The 16,760-nt window shown below is 70.2% G+C and carries 17 protein-coding genes; 5 read left to right on the top strand and 12 right to left on the bottom strand.

Annotation, left to right across the window (positions count from 1 at the left end):
- Positions 1-9: 9 nt before the first annotated feature.
- A complete protein-coding gene (locus ACWIHT_RS18955) occupies positions 10-288 on the bottom strand; it encodes a GlsB/YeaQ/YmgE family stress response membrane protein (protein WP_043685229.1) in 279 nt (92 codons plus the stop codon).
- A gap of 247 nt (positions 289-535) precedes the next feature.
- On the opposite strand from ACWIHT_RS18955, the gene ACWIHT_RS18950 reads away from it, so the two are divergent.
- Both ACWIHT_RS18950 and ACWIHT_RS18945 read left to right on the top strand, forming a co-directional pair.
- Positions 536-934, top strand: coding sequence for a DUF3099 domain-containing protein (locus ACWIHT_RS18950; protein ID WP_456169241.1), 399 nt, complete (start codon positions 536-538; stop codon positions 932-934).
- A 223-nt stretch (positions 935-1,157) separates the two neighbouring features.
- A complete protein-coding gene (locus ACWIHT_RS18945) occupies positions 1,158-1,376 on the top strand; it encodes a hypothetical protein (protein ID WP_456169240.1) in 219 nt (72 codons plus the stop codon).
- A 50-nt stretch (positions 1,377-1,426) separates the two neighbouring features.
- On the opposite strand, the gene moaA is transcribed toward ACWIHT_RS18945, so the two are convergent.
- From moaA to ACWIHT_RS18930, 3 genes are all read right to left on the bottom strand, one after another.
- Positions 1,427-2,416 (bottom strand): GTP 3',8-cyclase MoaA, encoded by a 990-nt coding sequence (gene moaA, locus ACWIHT_RS18940; RefSeq protein WP_456169287.1) that lies wholly within the window; start codon positions 2,414-2,416, stop codon positions 1,427-1,429.
- A gap of 148 nt (positions 2,417-2,564) precedes the next feature.
- The gene (locus ACWIHT_RS18935; protein WP_456169239.1) at positions 2,565-4,184 is read right to left on the bottom strand and encodes a solute symporter family protein; all 1,620 of its coding nucleotides are present in this window, start codon (positions 4,182-4,184) and stop codon (positions 2,565-2,567) included.
- A complete protein-coding gene (locus ACWIHT_RS18930; RefSeq protein ID WP_456169238.1) occupies positions 4,181-4,537 on the bottom strand; it encodes a DUF485 domain-containing protein in 357 nt (118 codons plus the stop codon). The genes ACWIHT_RS18935 and ACWIHT_RS18930 overlap by 4 nt, the downstream gene beginning before the upstream one ends.
- Before the next feature lie 311 nt (positions 4,538-4,848).
- Here ACWIHT_RS18930 and ACWIHT_RS18925 point away from each other — a divergent pair, with 311 nt between their 5' ends.
- From ACWIHT_RS18925 to ACWIHT_RS18915, 3 genes are all read left to right on the top strand, one after another.
- On the top strand, positions 4,849-6,381 hold the full coding sequence (locus ACWIHT_RS18925) for a S8 family serine peptidase (protein ID WP_456169237.1): 1,533 nt from the start codon (positions 4,849-4,851) through the stop codon (positions 6,379-6,381).
- Between the two features lie 122 nt (positions 6,382-6,503).
- Positions 6,504-7,898, top strand: coding sequence for a CoA transferase (locus ACWIHT_RS18920; RefSeq protein ID WP_456169236.1), 1,395 nt, complete (start codon positions 6,504-6,506; stop codon positions 7,896-7,898).
- Between the two features lie 100 nt (positions 7,899-7,998).
- Positions 7,999-9,009, top strand: coding sequence for a CopD family protein (locus ACWIHT_RS18915; RefSeq protein WP_456169235.1), 1,011 nt, complete (start codon positions 7,999-8,001; stop codon positions 9,007-9,009).
- A 47-nt stretch (positions 9,010-9,056) separates the two neighbouring features.
- On the opposite strand, the gene ACWIHT_RS18910 is transcribed toward ACWIHT_RS18915, so the two are convergent.
- The 8 genes from ACWIHT_RS18910 to ACWIHT_RS18875 form a co-directional block, all read right to left on the bottom strand.
- Positions 9,057-10,103 carry a zinc-dependent alcohol dehydrogenase family protein gene (locus ACWIHT_RS18910; protein WP_456169234.1) on the bottom strand — a complete coding sequence of 349 codons (1,047 nt, stop codon included), beginning with the start codon at positions 10,101-10,103 and terminating at the stop codon, positions 9,057-9,059.
- Between the two features lie 43 nt (positions 10,104-10,146).
- Positions 10,147-10,812 carry a lysoplasmalogenase gene (locus ACWIHT_RS18905; protein WP_456169233.1) on the bottom strand — a complete coding sequence of 222 codons (666 nt, stop codon included), beginning with the start codon at positions 10,810-10,812 and terminating at the stop codon, positions 10,147-10,149.
- Complete coding sequence (locus ACWIHT_RS18900) at positions 10,809-11,675, bottom strand: sterol desaturase family protein (protein ID WP_456169232.1); 867 nt, start codon at positions 11,673-11,675, stop codon at positions 10,809-10,811. Before ACWIHT_RS18900 ends, ACWIHT_RS18905 begins: the two co-directional genes overlap by 4 nt.
- A 100-nt stretch (positions 11,676-11,775) precedes the next feature.
- Positions 11,776-12,495 (bottom strand): VIT1/CCC1 transporter family protein, encoded by a 720-nt coding sequence (locus ACWIHT_RS18895; RefSeq protein WP_456169231.1) that lies wholly within the window; start codon positions 12,493-12,495, stop codon positions 11,776-11,778.
- Positions 12,496-12,519: 24 nt separating this feature from the next.
- The gene (locus tag ACWIHT_RS18890; protein WP_456169230.1) at positions 12,520-13,776 is read right to left on the bottom strand and encodes an amidohydrolase family protein; all 1,257 of its coding nucleotides are present in this window, start codon (positions 13,774-13,776) and stop codon (positions 12,520-12,522) included.
- Entirely contained in the window at positions 13,773-15,056 is a 1,284-nt protein-coding gene (locus ACWIHT_RS18885; protein WP_456169229.1) for an amidohydrolase family protein, read from the bottom strand. The genes ACWIHT_RS18890 and ACWIHT_RS18885 overlap by 4 nt, the downstream gene beginning before the upstream one ends.
- A 10-nt stretch (positions 15,057-15,066) precedes the next feature.
- Complete coding sequence (locus ACWIHT_RS18880; RefSeq protein WP_456169228.1) at positions 15,067-15,951, bottom strand: SDR family NAD(P)-dependent oxidoreductase; 885 nt, start codon at positions 15,949-15,951, stop codon at positions 15,067-15,069.
- A complete protein-coding gene (locus tag ACWIHT_RS18875; RefSeq protein ID WP_456169227.1) occupies positions 15,951-16,748 on the bottom strand; it encodes an acetoacetate decarboxylase family protein in 798 nt (265 codons plus the stop codon). The genes ACWIHT_RS18880 and ACWIHT_RS18875 overlap by 1 nt, the downstream gene beginning before the upstream one ends.
- Positions 16,749-16,760 lie beyond the last annotated feature (12 nt).

Here is a 16,760-nt window from a genome sequence, read left to right as displayed (position 1 = left end):
GTACGGATGTCAGGCTCGTTGTTTGTTCTTGCCGATGGTCGCCATGTAGGCCATGTCGACCACGAAGACGATGATGATCGCGGCGATGAGCTGGAACGCGTGGCGGCTCCAGTCGATGCCGCTGGTCGCGTCGACGCCGGCCGCTCGCGCGATCGCGTTGCCGACGATGGCTCCGAGAATCCCGCAGATGGTGGTCAGCCAGAGCGGACTGTGCTGCTTGCCCGGGATGATCGCCTTCGCGATCAGGCCCAGCACGAATCCCACGATGATCGCCCACAACCAGCCCATGGCTGCCTCCTTGTACGGCTCGACGTGAGCATTACGCCAAGTGTGGGCCCGGTCGCGGTACGCCGCATGTCGGGTGCGGCCGTACGTGGTGCGGCGCAGTCCGCTCGCCCGGACCCGGGGTGCCCCGGTCTCGAAGGCGGCGCAGGCGCGGCGTAACGTTGGAGGTGTCGGGGCCCGGTTCCCGGATCGGGTGCGAACCGGGGTCGCGGGCCGGGGAGAGTCCGATGCGGGCGGATGGTGGAATGTGATGCGGAAGCTGCACGGCGAAGGCAACGCCCAGGTGTTCCGGATCACCGGAGCCCGGACGGGACTCGCGGAGGATGTCCGCGGTCGGCAGCGCCGGTATGTCATCTCGATGTCGATCCGTACGGTGTCGGTGATTCTCGCCTGTTCGCTGTGGAACGTCGAACGGCACGTCGCGATCGTCGCGTTGGTGCTCGGTGTGCTCCTCCCCTATGTCGCCGTGGTGATCGCGAACGCCGGGCGGGAGAACGCGCCCGGTCTGCCGTCGACGTTCGTCACCGCGCCGCCGCGGCCGATGATCATGCCGCCGCGGTCGGACGAGGGGGTCGCGGAACCCGTCCCGGAAGAGGTCGTACCCGAGCCTACGCCGGGTGTCCGGGGCGAACCGCAGGGCCGGTCGTGACCATGGCGAACGTGCCACAAACGGAAGTCGGCTCCGCACCAAGCTCAAGAAAAGCTCAGATCAATCATGTTGTTCCGGTGCCGAGCGAGCGGTCACCCATGACATACTTCGTACGCGCTCCGCATCCCCCGTCGGAGCGACAGACCGACGCCGGGCAGCTCCCCCCGTGGCTGCTCGGCGTCGCCTTTTCAGCGCATCTGTGAGACGGATTCCGTGAGTTCCCGTGAGTGACGAGACGCCCATCTGCTCCGCGAAGGGCTGCCGCGCCGACGCCGTGTGGGTCCTCGCGTGGAACAACCCGAAGGTCCACACGCCGGAGCGGCGCAAGACGTGGCTCGCGTGCGAGGAGCATCGCGAGCATCTGTCCCAGTTCCTCGGTGTGCGCGGGTTCCTGAAGGACGTCGTCAAGTTCGAGGACTGGGAAGCGCCCGAGATCCCGTAGGGCTCACCTCATCGGAAGTTTCGTAGCGCTCCTTCGTCCACGACCGCTGGTCAGCCGCCGATCGCCGACATCGGTCGGTCCGGCTGGAGGAACGACGGGTCGTCCAGGCCCGAGCCCGCCTTCTTGCCCCACATCGCCAGGCGCCAGATGCGGGCTATCTCCTCGTCCGGGGCGTCGGAGCGCAGGGCGGTGCGGAGGCTGGTCTCCTCGCGGGCGAACAGGCAGCTGCGTATCTGGCCGTCGGCGGTGAGGCGGGTGCGGTCGCAGGCTCCGCAGAAGGGGCGGGTGACCGAGGCGATGACGCCCACGCGGTGCGGGCCGCCGTCCACGATCCAGCGTTCGGCCGGGGCCGAGCCGCGCTCGTCGGTGCCTTCGGGGGTCAGCTCGAAGCGGGTGCGGAGGGAGGCGAGGATGTCGCCGGCCGTGACCATGCCCTCGCGCTTCCAGCCGTGCTGGGCGTCCAGGGGCATCTGCTCGATGAAGCGCAGTTCGTAGTCATTGGCCACGGCCCAGGCCAGCAGGTCCGGGGCCTCGTCGGCGTTGAGTCCCGGCATCAGCACCGAGTTGACCTTGACCGGGGTCAGGTCGGCCTCGCGGGCGGCTTCGAGGCCGTCGAGGACGTCCTGGTGGCGGTCGCGGCGGGTGAGGGTCTTGAAGACGTCCGGGCGCAGGGTGTCCAGCGAGACGTTGACCCGGTCCAGGCCCGCCTTCTTCAGGGCGGTCGCCGTGCGCTTGAGGCCGATGCCGTTGGTGGTGAGGGACATCCGGGGGCGGGGCTCCAGGGCCGCGACCCGCTCGACGATGCCGGCCAGGCCGGGGCGCAGCAGGGGCTCGCCACCGGTGAAGCGGACCTCCTCGATGCCGAGGGAGGTGACCGCGATGTCTATCAGGCGGACGATCTCGTCGTCCGTGAGGAGGTCGGGCTTCGCCAGCCATTGCAGGCCCTCCTCGGGCATGCAGTACGTGCACCGGAGGTTGCACCGGTCGGTCAGCGAAACCCTCAGGTCGGTGGCCACTCGGCCATAGGTGTCGATGAGCACGTGGGCCTCCTCCCTCGATTCGGATCGCATGTTTTCCGACACCTGCGAGCGTACGCGACACCTCTGACAACGAGAGCGGCCCGATCCCACGAGGTACGACGAGGCCGCGTCGTAGGGATCTACGACGCGGCCGTCGGTGTGCGGGGGCTCAGTGGGCTCCGGTGCCGGTCAGGGACCGTACCTCCAGCTCCGCGAACTTGGCGGTGTCGGGCTCCTCCTTGGAGAGGATCGTGCCGAGCCAGCCCAGCAGGAAGCCGACCGGGATGGAGATGATGCCCGGGTTCTCCAGGGGGAACCAGTGGAAGTCGACGTCCGGGAACATCGAGGTGGGCTTTCCGGAGACGACCGTCGAGAACAGGACCAGGCCGACCGCGGTGACGAGGCCGCCGTAGATCGACCACAGGGCCCCGGACGTGGTGAAGCGCTTCCAGAAGAGGCTGTAGAGGATCGTCGGGAGGTTGGCGGAGGCGGCGACCGCGAAGGCGAGGGCGACCAGGCCGGCGACGTTCAGGTCGCGGGCGAGGGCGCCGAGGAGGATGGAGACGGCGCCGATGCCGATCGTGGCGTACCGGGCGGCGGCCATCTCCTGTTTCTCCGTCGCCTGTCCCCGCTTGATGACATTGGCGTAGATGTCGTGGGCGAAGGAGGAGGACGAGGCCAGGGTGAGGCCGGCGACGACCGCGAGGATCGTGGCGAAGGCGACCGCCGAGATGGTGGCCAGGAGGATGGCGCCCCAACTGGAGTCGACTCCGCCCAGATGGAGGGCCAGGAGGGGGGCCGCCGTGTTGCCCGCCTTGTTGGAGGCGATGATCTCGTCCGGTTTGATCAGTGCCGCGGCACCGAAGCCGAGGGCCAGCGTCATCAGGTAGAAGGCGCCGATGAGGCCGATGGCCCAGTTGACGGACTTACGGGCGGCCTTGGCGGTGGGCACCGTGTAGAAGCGGATCAGGATGTGCGGCAGGCCCGCGGTGCCGAGGACCAGGGCGATGCCCAGGGAGATGAAGTCCAGCTTGGTCGTGCCTGTGGCGCCGTACTTGAGGCCGGGGTTCAGGAAGGCGGAGCCCTTGCCGCTGTTGTCGGCGGCCTTGCCGAGCAGGTCGGAGATGTTGAAGTTGAACTTGAGCATCACCAGGAAGGTCAGCAGCAGGGCGCCGGCGATGAGCAGGCAGGCCTTGACCATCTGGACCCAGGTGGTGCCCTTCATGCCGCCGATGGTGACGTACACGATCATCAGGACGCCGACCAGGGCGACGATGCCGATCTTGCCCGCGTCGGATGTGATGCCCAGGAGCAGGGAGACCAGGACGCCCGCGCCTGCCATCTGGGCCAGCAGGTAGAAGATCGACACCACGATGGTGGACGTACCGGCCGCCGTGCGGACCGGGCGCTGGCGCATGCGGTAGGCGAGGACGTCGCCCATGGTGTAGCGGCCGGAGTTGCGCAGCGGTTCGGCGACCAGGAGCAGGGCGACCAGCCAGGCGACCAGGAAGCCGATCGAGTACAGGAAGCCGTCGTAGCCGAAGAGGGCGATGGCGCCGGCGATGCCGAGGAAGGACGCGGCGGACATGTAGTCGCCGGAGACGGCCAGGCCGTTCTGGAAGGCGGTGAACTGCCGGCCGCCCGCGTAGAAGTCGGCGGCGCTCTTGGTCTGGCGGCCCGCCCAGACGGTGATGACGAGCGTCGCGGCGACGAAGACCGCGAACAGGGTGATGATCAGCGGCCGGTGCTGGCTTGCTTCTCCGGCGGCCAGGGTGATCGCGGGGCTCATGCGCCGCCCTCCATCCGGGACTTGATGGCTTCGGCCTTGGGGTCGAGCTTCGCGGCGGAGTACCGCGCGTACCACCAGGCGATGAGGAACGTGGTGAGGAACTGGCCGAGGCCCAGGACGAGGGCGACGTTGATGTTGCCGACGACCTTGGTGTCCATGAAGTCGTCCGCGTAGTTGCACAGCAGGACGTACAGGAGGTACCAGGCGATGAAGGCGACGGTCAGCGGGAAGGCGAAGGAGCGGTGGGCGCGGCGCAGTTCGGCGAACTCCGCGCTCTCCTGGACCTGTTCGAACTCCTCGGTACTGGGGAGTTTGTGTTCGGCATTCGAGGGCGGTGGTGTCTCGGTGGCCACGGTGTCTCCTCGCGTTGCGGACATGCTGGTTGCGACCTCACAGACCTACGGATCACGCCACCAGGAGTGATCGGGCGACTCCCTTGCGCGACATCGAGGGGTCCTCGATCCTGCTGGCGCTTCCTGCCCAGGGTCACGGCGCCACGCGTGGACCGGTTCAACTCCTTTGACTTCTTTCAGGACTCGCCTTTGGGAAGTCATTGCTGGCCAGCCCTCGCGGGAGATAACTTCAGCTGGCACCACTCGTCATGTACCTGCCCGGGAGGCACCACGTCTCGGGCCTTTTCGTTTCCGGATGATGTGGAGATCCCATGGCTCATCTGCGCCCCAGACACCGGCTCGCCCTCGCCGTACCGGTCGTGCTGTCGCTGACCGCCTCGCTCGGTTTCCTCCCGTCGGCGGCTTCGGCGGTCCCGATCACGGAGACCACCGCGCAGACCGCCGACGCACCCAACCTCGCCTATGTGGTCAACACTCGACTGGACCACCGGACGATCAACACGGTCAAGAAAGCGATCAACGCGGCCGGCGGCACCATCGTGGTGACGTACGAGAAGATCGGTGTGATCGTCGTGCACTCGGCGAACCCCGGCTTCGGGCCGATCATCCGCAAGGTGCCCGGTGTGCAGTCGGCCGGTGCCACGCGCACCGCGCCGCTGAGCCCCGCCTCGACGACCGACGAGGGCGCGGTGCAGTACCTCTCCAAGGAGCAGGCCGCGAAGGCGGCGAAGGCCTCCGCCGCGGCCGGTGACAGCGAGCCCCTCGAAGCCGACCAGTGGGACCTGCCCGCGATCGGCGCCGACAAGGCCGCGAAGATCAACCCGGGCAGCAAGAGCGTGACGGTCGCCGTCATCGACGTCGGCGTCGACGACACCCACCCGGACATCGCCCCGAACTTCTCCCCCTCGCAGTCCGCGAACTGCGTGGGCGGCAAGGCGGACACGACGTACGGCTCCTGGCGCCCCGTGGACTCCGCGCACTACCACGGCACACATGTCGCCGGTGAGATCGCCGCCGCCCGCAACGGAATCGGTGTGGCGGGGGTCGCGCCGGGCGTGAAGGTCTCCGGGATCACGGTGGCCGAGCCCGACTCGACCCAGCTGTTCTACCCGGAGAGTGTGGTCTGCGCGTTCGTGTTCGCCGCGGATCACGGCGTGGAGATCACCAACAACAGCTACTACGTTGATCCTTGGCTGTACAACTGCATGGACGACCCCGATCAACGTGCCATCGTCGACGCGGTCAACAGGGCCCAGCTGTACGCCCAGAGCAAGGGCACGCTCAATGTCGCCGCGGCCGGCAACTCCAACGACGACCTCGACTCCCACGCCCTGGTCGACGCGTCCAGCCCCGACGACTCGACCGCGACGACCCGTACGGTCGACCCGCACGAGTGCTTCGACGTACCGACCCAGCTGCCCGGTGTCGTGACGGTGAGCTCGGTCGGCGTCACCAAGGCCAAGTCGTACTTCTCCAGCTACGGCAAGGGCGTGATCGACGTGTCGGCGCCGGGCGGGGACGCCCGGCAGATCCCGGACACCCCGTCGAAGAACGGCCGCATCCTGTCCACGCTGCCGAACAACACGTACGGCTACCTCCAGGGCACATCGATGGCGACCCCGCACGTCGCCGCCGTCGCCGCGCTGCTGAAGTCCACGCACCCGCACGCCTCTCCGGCCCAGTTGCAGGCGCTGCTGAAGGCCGAGGCGGACAACCCGGGCTGCCCGACCGGCGTGTACGACACCAACGGCGACGGCATCGCGGACGCGACCTGCGTCGGCGGCAAGCGCGTCAACGGCTTCTACGGGTTCGGCATCGTCAACGCACTGCGGGCGGTCAAGTAACCCGTACACCTTCTCTGCTGACGCGGGCCGGGCGGATCTCCGCCCGGCCCGTTCGTGTCTGCATCGCCATCTGTATCGCCACCCCAGATATATTGATTGAATCAATAATGCATAGTGCAGTCATGACTGACATCAAGGTGGCATGGGCCGCGCTGGGCGGCGATCCCTCCCTGGCCCCGCGTGTCTCGACCGTCGCGCGCCAAGGAGCCCTCGAAGCACGGCTTCCCGTACGGGAGTTGGCGCGGGCCTGTGTGGGAGCGTGTGCGCTGGCCGCCGCCGAGTTGGGGGCGCGGCGGGCCGGGCGCACGGAGGTGCCCGGGGTGCGGGTGGACGACGGGGCCGTCGCCACGGCGTTCGTCAGTGAGCGGCATCTGCTGATCGACGGGCGGGCGCCGGTCTCCTTCGCGCCGCTGTCGCGGTTCTGGCGGACGGCCGACGGCTGGGTCCGCACCCACGCGAACTATCCGCACCACCGGACAAGACTCCTGGGCGCGCTGCGGCTGCCGGGAGACGCCTCCGTGGACAACGTGGCCGACGTGCTCGCCGAACGGTCCGCGTCCGAGGTGGAGGAGACCGTGTACGGCGCCGGAGGCCTCGCGGTCGCGCTGCGGACGGCGGCGGAGTGGGCCGTACACCCGCAAGGGGTCGCGGTGGCCGGGCGGCCTCTCGTCGAGCGGGAGCGGCTCGGCACGGCACGCGCGCGTGCGCTGCCGCCGCTGAACGGAGATCCGTTGTTGCCTGCCGCCGGGCTGCGGGTGCTCGATCTGACCCGGGTGATCGCGGGCCCAGTCGCCACCCGCACGCTCGCGCTGCTGGGCGCGGACGTGCTGCGCGTGGACGCCCCGCGGTTGCCGGAGGATCCCGACGCGCACGCGGACACCGGTTTCGGGAAACGGTCGACCCGGTTGGATCTCGGGGTGGCGGCGGACCGGCGGACCTTCGAGGAACTGCTCGGGCGGGCCGATGTGGTCGTCACCGGGTACCGGCCGGGCGCCCTGGACCGGTTCGGCCTCTCCCCCGAGGCGCTGGCCGACCGGCGGCCCGGGCTGATCGTGGCGCGGTTGTCGGCGTGGGGCGCGTACGGGCCGTGGGGCGGGCGGCGCGGGTTCGACAGCCTGGTGCAGGTCGCCACCGGCATCGCGGCGATCGAAGGGTCGCCGGAGCGGCCCGGAGCGCTGCCCGCGCAGGCCCTCGACCACGGGACCGGGTATCTGCTGGCGGCCGCGGTGTTGCGAGCGCTGACGGAACAGACGGAGCAAGGTCATGGCCTCGTCCTGCGACTGGCGCTCGCACGAACCGCCGCCTGGCTGATGACACCCGGAGGAGTCGGGCCCTCGTACGAGGAGTACGAGGAGAGTGGGACGGCGTACAACCAGCCGGATGCCTGGCTGGTCGAGACGGACAGCGGTATCGGGCGGCTGCGGCACGCGCTGTCGCCGGTCTCCTTCACCGGCGGTCCCGCGAACTGGGCGCGTCCGCCGGGCCGTTGGGGCACAGACCCGGCTCGTTGGGCTTGATCCGAGGGCGGACCGGAAACGTAACTATGAGCGGAATCCGGTTCCGCCAGTTGTTTTGTTGCACTTGCCCGGTTCTGTGACGGCTGGTGAAGATCTTGGGGTGACCTTGATACGACCGACTGTCGAAGCGGCCGACACCAGTGGCCCCGGGCGGCGCCCCGGTATCCGCCGGGCCGTCGCCGTACTGGCCCTGGTGCTGCTCGCCGCGCTGATCCCGCTGCTCGGCCCGTCCGCCGCGCTGCACGGCACCGGGGAGGCCGCCGCGCCCGGTGTCGGCGGCATCGCGCTGCTGCGGGCGGTGTTGTTCGCCGCGCTGTGCGTGCCGTTGGGCGAGTTGTTCGTGAACCGGCTGGCGCGCACCGTGCCCGGCGCTCCCCCGAACGGCCCCGGGAGTTGGGCCCTGTACGCGGCCGGTGCCGGATTCGTCGCGGCGCTGGGGCTCGCGTCGGTCGTGGCGACGGGCAATCTGGTGCCGCACAGCCTCGCCGAGATCGACGTCGGCGGCCTCTACCAGTCCCGCGACGGAAAGCTGGCGCTCCTGGAGGTCAACGCGTTCGCCGTGGCGGCCCTGTGCGCCCGGTCGCGCCGACCCGCCGTACAGGTGTGGCCGCTTGCCGCCGTGGTCCTCGCGGAGGCACTGCGCGCGCACCCGGTGGGCGAACACAGCCCGCTGGTCGGCTCGGAGCTGACCTTGGTGCATCTGACGTGCGCGGCGCTGTGGGTCGGCGGGCTGCTGCATGTGCTGCGGACGCTGCGGGAGTGGCCGGGCACCGAGGCGGGGGCCGCATTGTTGGGCCTCTACGCGCGCGTGGCCGCCGTGCTGCTCGCCGCGATCACCGCCACAGGGGTGTGGAGTTCGCTGCGCAGGATGCCGGCCGGCACGATCCTGGACCAGCTGACGACGACGGCGTACGGGCGCACCCTGCTCGCCAAGGTGCTGCTCGTCGCCACCGTCGCCGTACTCGCGCTGTGGGCGCGCCACCGGCTGCGGCGGGCCACCGATCCGTTGGCCGCCTGCTCACCCGCGCGGGCCGAGGTCGTCGTCCTGGGGGTGGTGGTCGTGGTCTCCGGACTGTTGACCGCATTGCCGGTGCCGATCCGCTGGCATTGATCGAATCCAGTGTTGACCGGCACCGGCATTGATCAACCTGGCATCGATCAACTGTTGACGACCAGGACCTTCAGGGCCGTGCGCTCGTCCATCGCCTTGTAGCCGTCGGGTACGCCCTCCAGGTCGACCGTCAGGTCGAAGACGGGCGAGGGGTCGATGGCGCCGTCCAGGATGTCGGGCAGCAGTTCCGGGATGTACGCGCGGACCGGCGCGACCCCGCCGCGCAGCGCGATGTTCCGGTCGAACATGACCCCGAGGTCGAGGCCGGTGCCGCTGCCGTGCGGCACGCCGACGAAGCCGATGGCCCCGCCGTCGCGCGTGATGTTGACGGCCGTACGCATGGACTGCTCGGTGCCGACGGCCTCGACGACGGAGTGCGCGCCCTGGCCCCGGGTGAGTTCGCGGACGGCCTCGACGGCGGCCTCGCCGCGTTCGGCGACGACGTCGGTGGCGCCGAAGTCGCGCGCGATGGCCGTGCGGGCCTCGTGGCGGCCGAGGGCGATGATCCGCTCGGCGCCGAGGCGCTTGGCGGCGAGCACGGCGCACAGGCCGACCGCTCCGTCGCCCACGACGGCGACGGTGGCACCCTTGCGGGCGCCCGCGCCGAGGGCCGCGTGGTGGCCGGTGCCCATGACGTCCGACAGGGTCAGCAGCGCGGACAGCAGGCGGTCGTCGGAGGCCGCCTCCTTGGGGAGCCGTACGAGCGTGCCGTCGGCGAAGGGGACGCGTACCGCCTCGCCCTGGCCGCCGTCGTAGCCCACGGCGCCCCAGAAGCCGCCGTGCACGCAGGAGGTGGTGAGGCCCTCGCGGCAGTAGGCGCAGACGCCGTCGGACCACATGAAGGGCGCGACCACGAGGTCGCCGACCCGGACACCGTTCACCTCGGAGCCGGCCTCCTCGACGATCCCGAGGAACTCGTGTCCGATCCGCTGGCCCGGCTGCCGGGCCGCCTCGCCGCGGTACGCCCACAGGTCGCTGCCGCAGATGCAGGCGCGCAACACCCGGACCACGGCGTCGGTGGGCAGTTGCACCATCGGCTCGGGCACGTCCTCCACGCGCATGTCGAACGGGGCGTGGATGGTGGTGGCGCGCATGGCGAGGGTCCTTCTCGTCGCTGGTCTGCTTGGTGCGGTGCGCTCAGGGGGTGGTCGAGCGCACTTCACGGTACGCCGCCGCCGGTGCGGGCCGCGCATCGAGGGCGCCCCGGACCAGCAGGAACTGCGCTGCCGCATAGGTGAGCATGATCCAGAAGTCGGGCCGGGGCGGCTGCGGCCAGTCGGCGACGCCGGTCGCGATGAGGGTGTCGGAGAGGACGAAGAGCGCCCCGCCGAGCCCGGCGACCGGGCCGAGCCTGGTGGCCGCGGTGTACGCCATGGCGGTCAGGAGGGTGCTGTAGCCGGCGACGGGGACGCGGAGGCCGGTCGGCAGGCCGGGCCACAGCAGGACGACCAGGGTGACGAGGGCGACGGCGTAGCCGACGGCGAGCAGACCCGCACGCGCGCGTGGCGGACCGTGGCGCCGGAACAGGACGAGGTAGCAGACGTGACCGGCGGCGAAGGAGGCCATCCCGGCCATGAACGCGGGGTCGGTGTCGGAGAGCAGCAGGACGTCGCCGCCCCAGCCGCACAGCAGGGCGGCGACCAGGAGCCGGGGACCGCCCGCGCGGGCGGCGAACGCGGCGAGCAGCGGCACGATCAGCGGCTTGGCGACCAGATGGCCGATGTGGAAGCCCGCGGCGAGGGAGACGAGGTCGAGGGCCGTGGCGAGGACGAAGGCAGCCAGGAGCGCCCGGGACGCTCTCACGCGGCCACGGACTGCTCGGTCTGCTCCACCGCGACCGCAGGCTGCCAGCCCGGTCCGCGGAACACCCGCCCCGCGCGCTCGCGCCAACTGGTCGCCGCCTTCAGGTCCTTGGCGATGGCGACGTACTCATGGGTGGCGACCTTGATCGGGTTGAACGTGTTGATGTTCTTCGTCAACCCATAGACGGGCCGATCAACCTCGGGGACGAACGACCCGAAGAGCCGGTCCCAGACGATGAGGATGCCGCCGAAGTTGCGGTCCAGATAGCCGCCCTGGGAGGCGTGGTGGACCCGGTGGTGGGACGGCGTGTTGAAGACGAACTCGAACCACCGGGGCATCCTGTCGATCCGCTCGGTGTGGATCCAGAACTGGTAGACGAGGTTCACCGAGGAGCAGAACGCCAGCGCGGCGGGATGCACGCCCAGGGCGACGAGCGGGACGTAGAACGGCCATACCGTGAGGGTCGTCCAGGGCTGGCGCAGGGCCGTCGTCAGGTTGAACCTGCGGCTGGAGTGGTGGACGACGTGGCAGGCCCAGAGGATGCGGATCACGTGGTGGCCTCGGTGGGACCAGTAGTAGAAGAAGTCCTGCCCGAGGAGCATCAGCGGGATCGTCCACCACAGCACGGGCACGCGCAGCGGGGTGAGTTCGTAGATCGCCGTGTAGATCGCGACGATCGGGATCTTCCAGAGGAAGTCGAAGACGAGGCTCCCTAGGCCCATGCCGACGCTCGTGGCGGCGTCCTTCGCCTCGTAGCCCGCCGCGTCCTCGTCGGGGTGGACGCGCACGCTGATCATCTCGATCACGGTGAGCAGCACGAAGGCGGGGATCGACCAGAGCACGGCATCGGGCAGGTTCGGCATGGATGAACCGTAGGACCACGAATCGGTCACGACTAGACGTTGTTACCCACAAGTATTTCCTGGGGTACGCGCTTGCTTGTTGGCGATCTCCGCCAACCGGTCACGCGCCCGCCGCCCCCAGCAGCGTTCCCGCCGCATACGTCACGGCCATCGCCAGCGCGCCCCCGGCCACGTTCCGCACCATCGCCGTCCTCGGACCGGCCGCACCGAGCCGTGCGCTGGTCCAGCCGGTGAAGACCAGGGCGGCCAGGGACGAGACCACGGTGACGCCGAGGCGCCAACCGGCCGGGGGCAGGACGATCGCCAGGAGGGGCAGCAGAGCACCGGCCGTGAAAGACAGGAAGCTCGCCCAGGCCGCGTGCCAGGGGTTGGTGAGGTCGTCGGGGTCGATGTTGAGCTCCACGCGCGCGTGGGCGCGCAGGGCGTCGCGTTCCGTGAGCTGGGCCGCCGCCTCCATGGCCACCTCACGGGTCAGACCGCGGTCCTGGAGGAGTTCGGTCAGCTCCTCCAGCTCGGCCTCCGGCTGCTCCCTCAACTCGCGCTTCTCCAGAGCCAGTGCGGCCTTCTCCGAGTCGCGCTGGGTGGAGACGGACACGTACTCCCCCGCCGCCATCGACATCGACCCGGCGAGGAGACCGGCGAGGCCGGCCGTCAGCAGTGCCGAGCGGTCGTCCGTGGCGCCGGCCACGCCGACGACGAGACCGGCGGTGGACAGGATGCCGTCGTTGGCGCCGAGGACCGCGGCCCGCAGCCAGTTCAGCCGCGAGCCGAGGCTGCCGCCGTGCGCCTCGGCGTGGGACTCGCCGTTGGTTTCAGTCACCCCCGGAGGATTCCATCCCCGGCCTCACCACACCCGTACCGACGCCCCCCGCGCGAACACCGGGCTCGTGGCGTCCGCCGGCGGTTCCGCGAGCGGCTCGGCGATCTCCGCCACCGTCGGTCCCACCCTCGCCGCGATCGGGTCCAGGAGGTCCAGGTCGAAGCCGTACACGCGGGCCGCGTTGCCCCCGAGCATCGCGGCGACCTCGTCGCTCGGCACGCGCGCGTAGGCGAAACGCAGGCCCTCCCTGGAGTACGGGTAAGTGCCCTCGTCGTGCGGGTAGTCGCTGCCCCACATGATCTTCTCGACGCCGATGCGGTCGCGCAGGGGCACCTCGTGCGGGCGCATGAAACTGGCTCCTACGAAGCAGTTGTCGCGCCATACCTCGGAGGGACCCTTGCCCATCGAAGTGGCGAGCCCCGCGCCGAACTTGGACTCCGCCGTGGCCGCCTTCGACGCCGCCGCGACCAGGCGCCCGTGGTAGTAGTCCAGCATGTCGAGCACCCCGGGTATCCAGCCGGAGCCCTGCTCGGTCAGCACCAGCTTCAGGTCCGGGTGCCTGCGGAAGGCACCGCCGAAGATCAGGTGCCACAGGGCGCGGTGCGAGAACCAGGTCGTCTCGACCATGTACACCGCGCGGGCGGCCGGTTCCTCGCCGAGGGGCGGGGCGGCCGAGCCCGCGTGATGGTTGACGGGCACGCCGAGTTCCGCGCACACGGCCCAGATCGGGTCGTACGTCGACGAGTACAGCTCCGGCAGCCCCGAGCCCGGTGGGGTGCCGGGGAGCAACAGGCCGCCCTTGAGGCCGACTTCGACCGCCCACCGGATCTCCTGGACGGCCTCCTGGACGTCGTTCAGGAGGATCTGGAAGACACCCACCCGCCGGCCCGGCGCGGCCGCGCAGAAGTCCGCCAGCCAGCGGTTGTGGGCACGCAGGCCGGCCCAACGGCGCTGGAACTCCTCGGCGGTGGGCGCCGGTGCCATCAGGGAGCCGGACGGGAAGAACGGCGGGACGGTGTTCGGGAAGACCACCTCGGCGACGATCCCGTCCTGCTCCAACTCCGCGATCCGCCGCGCGGAGTTCCAGTTCCTGTCCGCCGTGTCGGCGACCAGGTCCTCGTACGGGTTGACGTACGTGGCCGCCCACGCGTCGAACTCGTCGTGGTAGCGCTTCTCCAAGTAAGGCCGGTAGTCGAGGAGATCGGCGCCCGCGTGGCAGTCGGCCGAGATCACCGTGTACCGGTCCTCGCTCGCGGGCCTCACGGCTCCTGTGGCGGTCATGGCGTCGCCCCCAGGACCGGGAAGTCGTGGTCGGTCAGCCAGTGCCGCCCCACCTCGCGGGAGCGCGCCCAGGACGCCGTCACGGCCTCCTGGTCGTCCTGCTGGCCGAGTTCGGCGGGGGTGGGACCGATCCGGCGGGCCAGGGGCTCCAGGGCCGCCACGTCGAAGCCGAAGGCGTCGGCCGCCGCCAGGCCCAGCATGCGGCGGGTCTCGTCGACCGGGATGTCATGGAACGTGCGCTTCAGCCACGCGCGCGTGTCGGGCCAGGTGCCCTCGGGGTGCGGGAAATCGCTGCCCCAGAGGATGTTGTCGACGCCGATCTCGTAGCGCTGCGCCAGTTCACGGCGCTTGGTGTTGGTGGCGCAGATGAACACCTGCCGGTCGAGGTACTCGCTCGGCGGCCGTTTCAACTCCGCGAAGGGCGACAGCTTCTTGCCGCCGTGAGCACCCAGGTAGAGGCGGTCCATGAACCACAGCTGGTTCGGCAGCCACCAGCAACCCGACTCCGCGACACCGAACTTGAGCCCCGGGTGGCGTTCGAAGACCCCGGACCAGAGCAGGAACCAGAGCGGCCGGGCGGGCCACCAGGTCACCTCGCTGACGTAGATGCCCAGGTGGTCGCCGTACTCGTGGCGGGGCGCCGCCCCGGAGTGGGTCAGTACGGGCATCGCGCACTCGGCGGCGGCAGCCCACACGGGGTCGTAACGGCGGTCGTGGTAGGGCTCCTTGTCGACCCACATGGAGGGGATCATCAGGGCGCCGAGGCCCGACTCCTTGGCGCGGTGGATCTCCGCGACGACCTTCTCCGTAGGGGCCGTCACCGGCAACAGGGCGACCCCGCAGTGCCGTTCGGGGTTCTCGGAGACGAACTCGGCGAGCCAGCGGTTGTGCGCCCGCGCGCCCGCCATGCCCAACTCGGGGTCCTGGTCCCCGGAGAGGCCGAGTCCGACCCCGAAGGGCGCGGCCGTCCGGCTGTCCACGGCGTCGGCGTCCGGGAAGACCACCTCGGCGGCCACCCCGTCGCCGTCCAGCTCCTTGAGGCGCTGCGCGGTGTCCCAACCCCCGCGCAGGCCCTCCTCGTTGTCGTGGAACCACTTGGTGGCGAACGCCTCGTTGCGGATGCCGAGCCGGGTCATCTCCTCGCGGCGCCGGTCGCGTCCGGCGAGGAACTCGTCGAAGTCCCGGTGGAACCGGGCGTCCAGATAGGGCCGGTACTCCTCGGTGGGCAGTCCGGCGTGGCAGTCGGAGGAGATGATCAGGTACGGCTCCTGGTCGGTCACAACAGCCCCCTCAGTCCAGGATGAAGCTTTCGAGGTACGACGGGTTCGCCCGGTCGAGCATCGAGGCCGCCCGGGCCCGGATCTGGGCGTCGCTGTGCTCGCTCTCGGGGAGTATCCAGAAGCGGTCCGCGCGGATGCCGTCCACGACGAGGTCGGCGACCTCCTCGACGGGCGTGAAGGCGACCTCCTTGCCCGCCGCCTTCATCGCGCCCTCCCACTGGTCGAGGCTGCGATAAGGGGTCCTACGGGGGCGCTCTTTGGCGTACCGGTCGGGCCGGTTGCGGTGCGACTCCCACAGACCCGTGCGCAGCATGTGCGGCCCCGGGAAGAGCACCGAGGCACCCACGCGCGCGTGCTCCGCCTTCAGGTGGGCGTACAGGGACTCGGTCATCGTCACGACGGCCGCCTTGGTGACCGCGTACACGGAGGCAGTGGGCAGCGGGGCGATACCGCCGTCCCCGGAGGACGTGTTGACGACATGACCGGGTTGACCCGACTTGATCATCCTCGGCACGAACGCCTGGATGCCGTTGAAGACGCCCCACACATTGACGGCGAACGCCCATTGCCAGTCGTTGGGTTCGTGCTCCCACATCCGGCCCTCGGCGCCCGAACCGACCCCCGCGTTGTTGCACAGGACATGGACGGCGCCGTACGTGTCGTACGCCGACTCGGCCAGATCCAGGACCTGTTGGCGTACGCCGACGTCAACCACGCGCGCGTGCACGTCGGCGCCGTCGGCGCGCAGATCGGCGGCGGCCTTGTCGAGGGCGCCCTGCTCGACGTCGGCGAGGACCACCTTGAGTCCGTCGGCGGCGAACCGCCGTGCCATCGCGAGCCCGATCCCGCTAGCGGCCCCGGTGACGACGGCGACCTGACCCTCCCTCAGCTCCATCAGACGCTCCCCTCCGGCGGGCCGTCATGCACCTGTTGCGGGTCGTCGTAGCGCTGGTGGATGTACGGCAACAGGGCCCGCGCGTCGACCCGTTCGACGACCCTGCCGCGCTGGTCGCTGGTCTTCTCGCCGATGGTGATGTCGACGAGGGTGCGTACGGGGAGGTCGGCGACCGGGTCGTACATGGACTCGCGCAGAACGACGTCCCCGGTGACGCGTTCGAGGCGGCGGACCTTCTCGTTGCGCAGGCAGTGCACGAGCACCGGGTCGGCGTCGAAGCCCGAACCGTCCACCGCGGGAAGGAACTTGAAGTAGAAGTCGGTCTTCTGCGTCGGCCCCGGGAGGGGCAGTTGCTCACTGACCGCGCCACGGACCTCGACGAAGGCGATGCCGTGCCGGGCCAGGGACGCGTGCACGACGAGGCCCACGCGGTCGACGGTGACCTCGCCGAGCTTCTTGGGTTCGCCGAAGACCTCACGGCCGCCGGTGAGGGCCCGTTCGTGGGTCATCGGCATGACCAGCGGGTACCAGCCCTCGACGCCGTCGTGCGCGGCGGCGACCGCGAACGAGCCCGCGCCCAGGGGGTATCCGGTCAGTTCGACCTTGCTGATGTTCACCCGGACCAGGGGCCGCCCGGTGGGCTTGAGGGGCGGCGGGAGGACCGCCGCGACCGCGTCCGGGTCGCTCTCCCAGACGGCCACCACACCGGTGGACCAGATGTCGGGGAGCTTCGCGCTCGCGGTGCGTGCGGCGGCGATCTCCGCCTCGGTCCGTGCGCCGTACCGTACGCGTGCCATACGCCGTACCGC

It is taken from the genome of Streptomyces sp. NPDC002276, assembly GCF_053891435.1.
The sequence above is the reverse complement of the archived record's forward strand: the minus strand, read 5'-3'. Positions and strand labels throughout refer to the sequence as shown.

Coding starts and splice junctions, on each gene's coding strand:
- ACWIHT_RS18950 (WP_456169241.1), top strand. CDS start 536: ATGCGGAAGCTGCACGGCGAAGGCAACGCCCAGGTGTTCCGGATCACC.
- ACWIHT_RS18925 (WP_456169237.1), top strand. CDS start 4,849: ATGGCTCATCTGCGCCCCAGACACCGGCTCGCCCTCGCCGTACCGGTC.
- ACWIHT_RS18880 (WP_456169228.1), bottom strand. CDS start 15,951: ATGGAGCTGAGGGAGGGTCAGGTCGCCGTCGTCACCGGGGCCGCTAGC.
- ACWIHT_RS18900 (WP_456169232.1), bottom strand. CDS start 11,675: ATGCCGAACCTGCCCGATGCCGTGCTCTGGTCGATCCCCGCCTTCGTG.
- ACWIHT_RS18935 (WP_456169239.1), bottom strand. CDS start 4,184: ATGAGCCCCGCGATCACCCTGGCCGCCGGAGAAGCAAGCCAGCACCGG.
- ACWIHT_RS18890 (WP_456169230.1), bottom strand. CDS start 13,776: ATGACCGCCACAGGAGCCGTGAGGCCCGCGAGCGAGGACCGGTACACG.
- ACWIHT_RS18875 (WP_456169227.1), bottom strand. CDS start 16,748: ATGGCACGCGTACGGTACGGCGCACGGACCGAGGCGGAGATCGCCGCC.
- ACWIHT_RS18910 (WP_456169234.1), bottom strand. CDS start 10,103: ATGCGCGCCACCACCATCCACGCCCCGTTCGACATGCGCGTGGAGGAC.
- ACWIHT_RS18920 (WP_456169236.1), top strand. CDS start 6,504: ATGACTGACATCAAGGTGGCATGGGCCGCGCTGGGCGGCGATCCCTCC.
- ACWIHT_RS18955 (WP_043685229.1), bottom strand. CDS start 288: ATGGGCTGGTTGTGGGCGATCATCGTGGGATTCGTGCTGGGCCTGATC.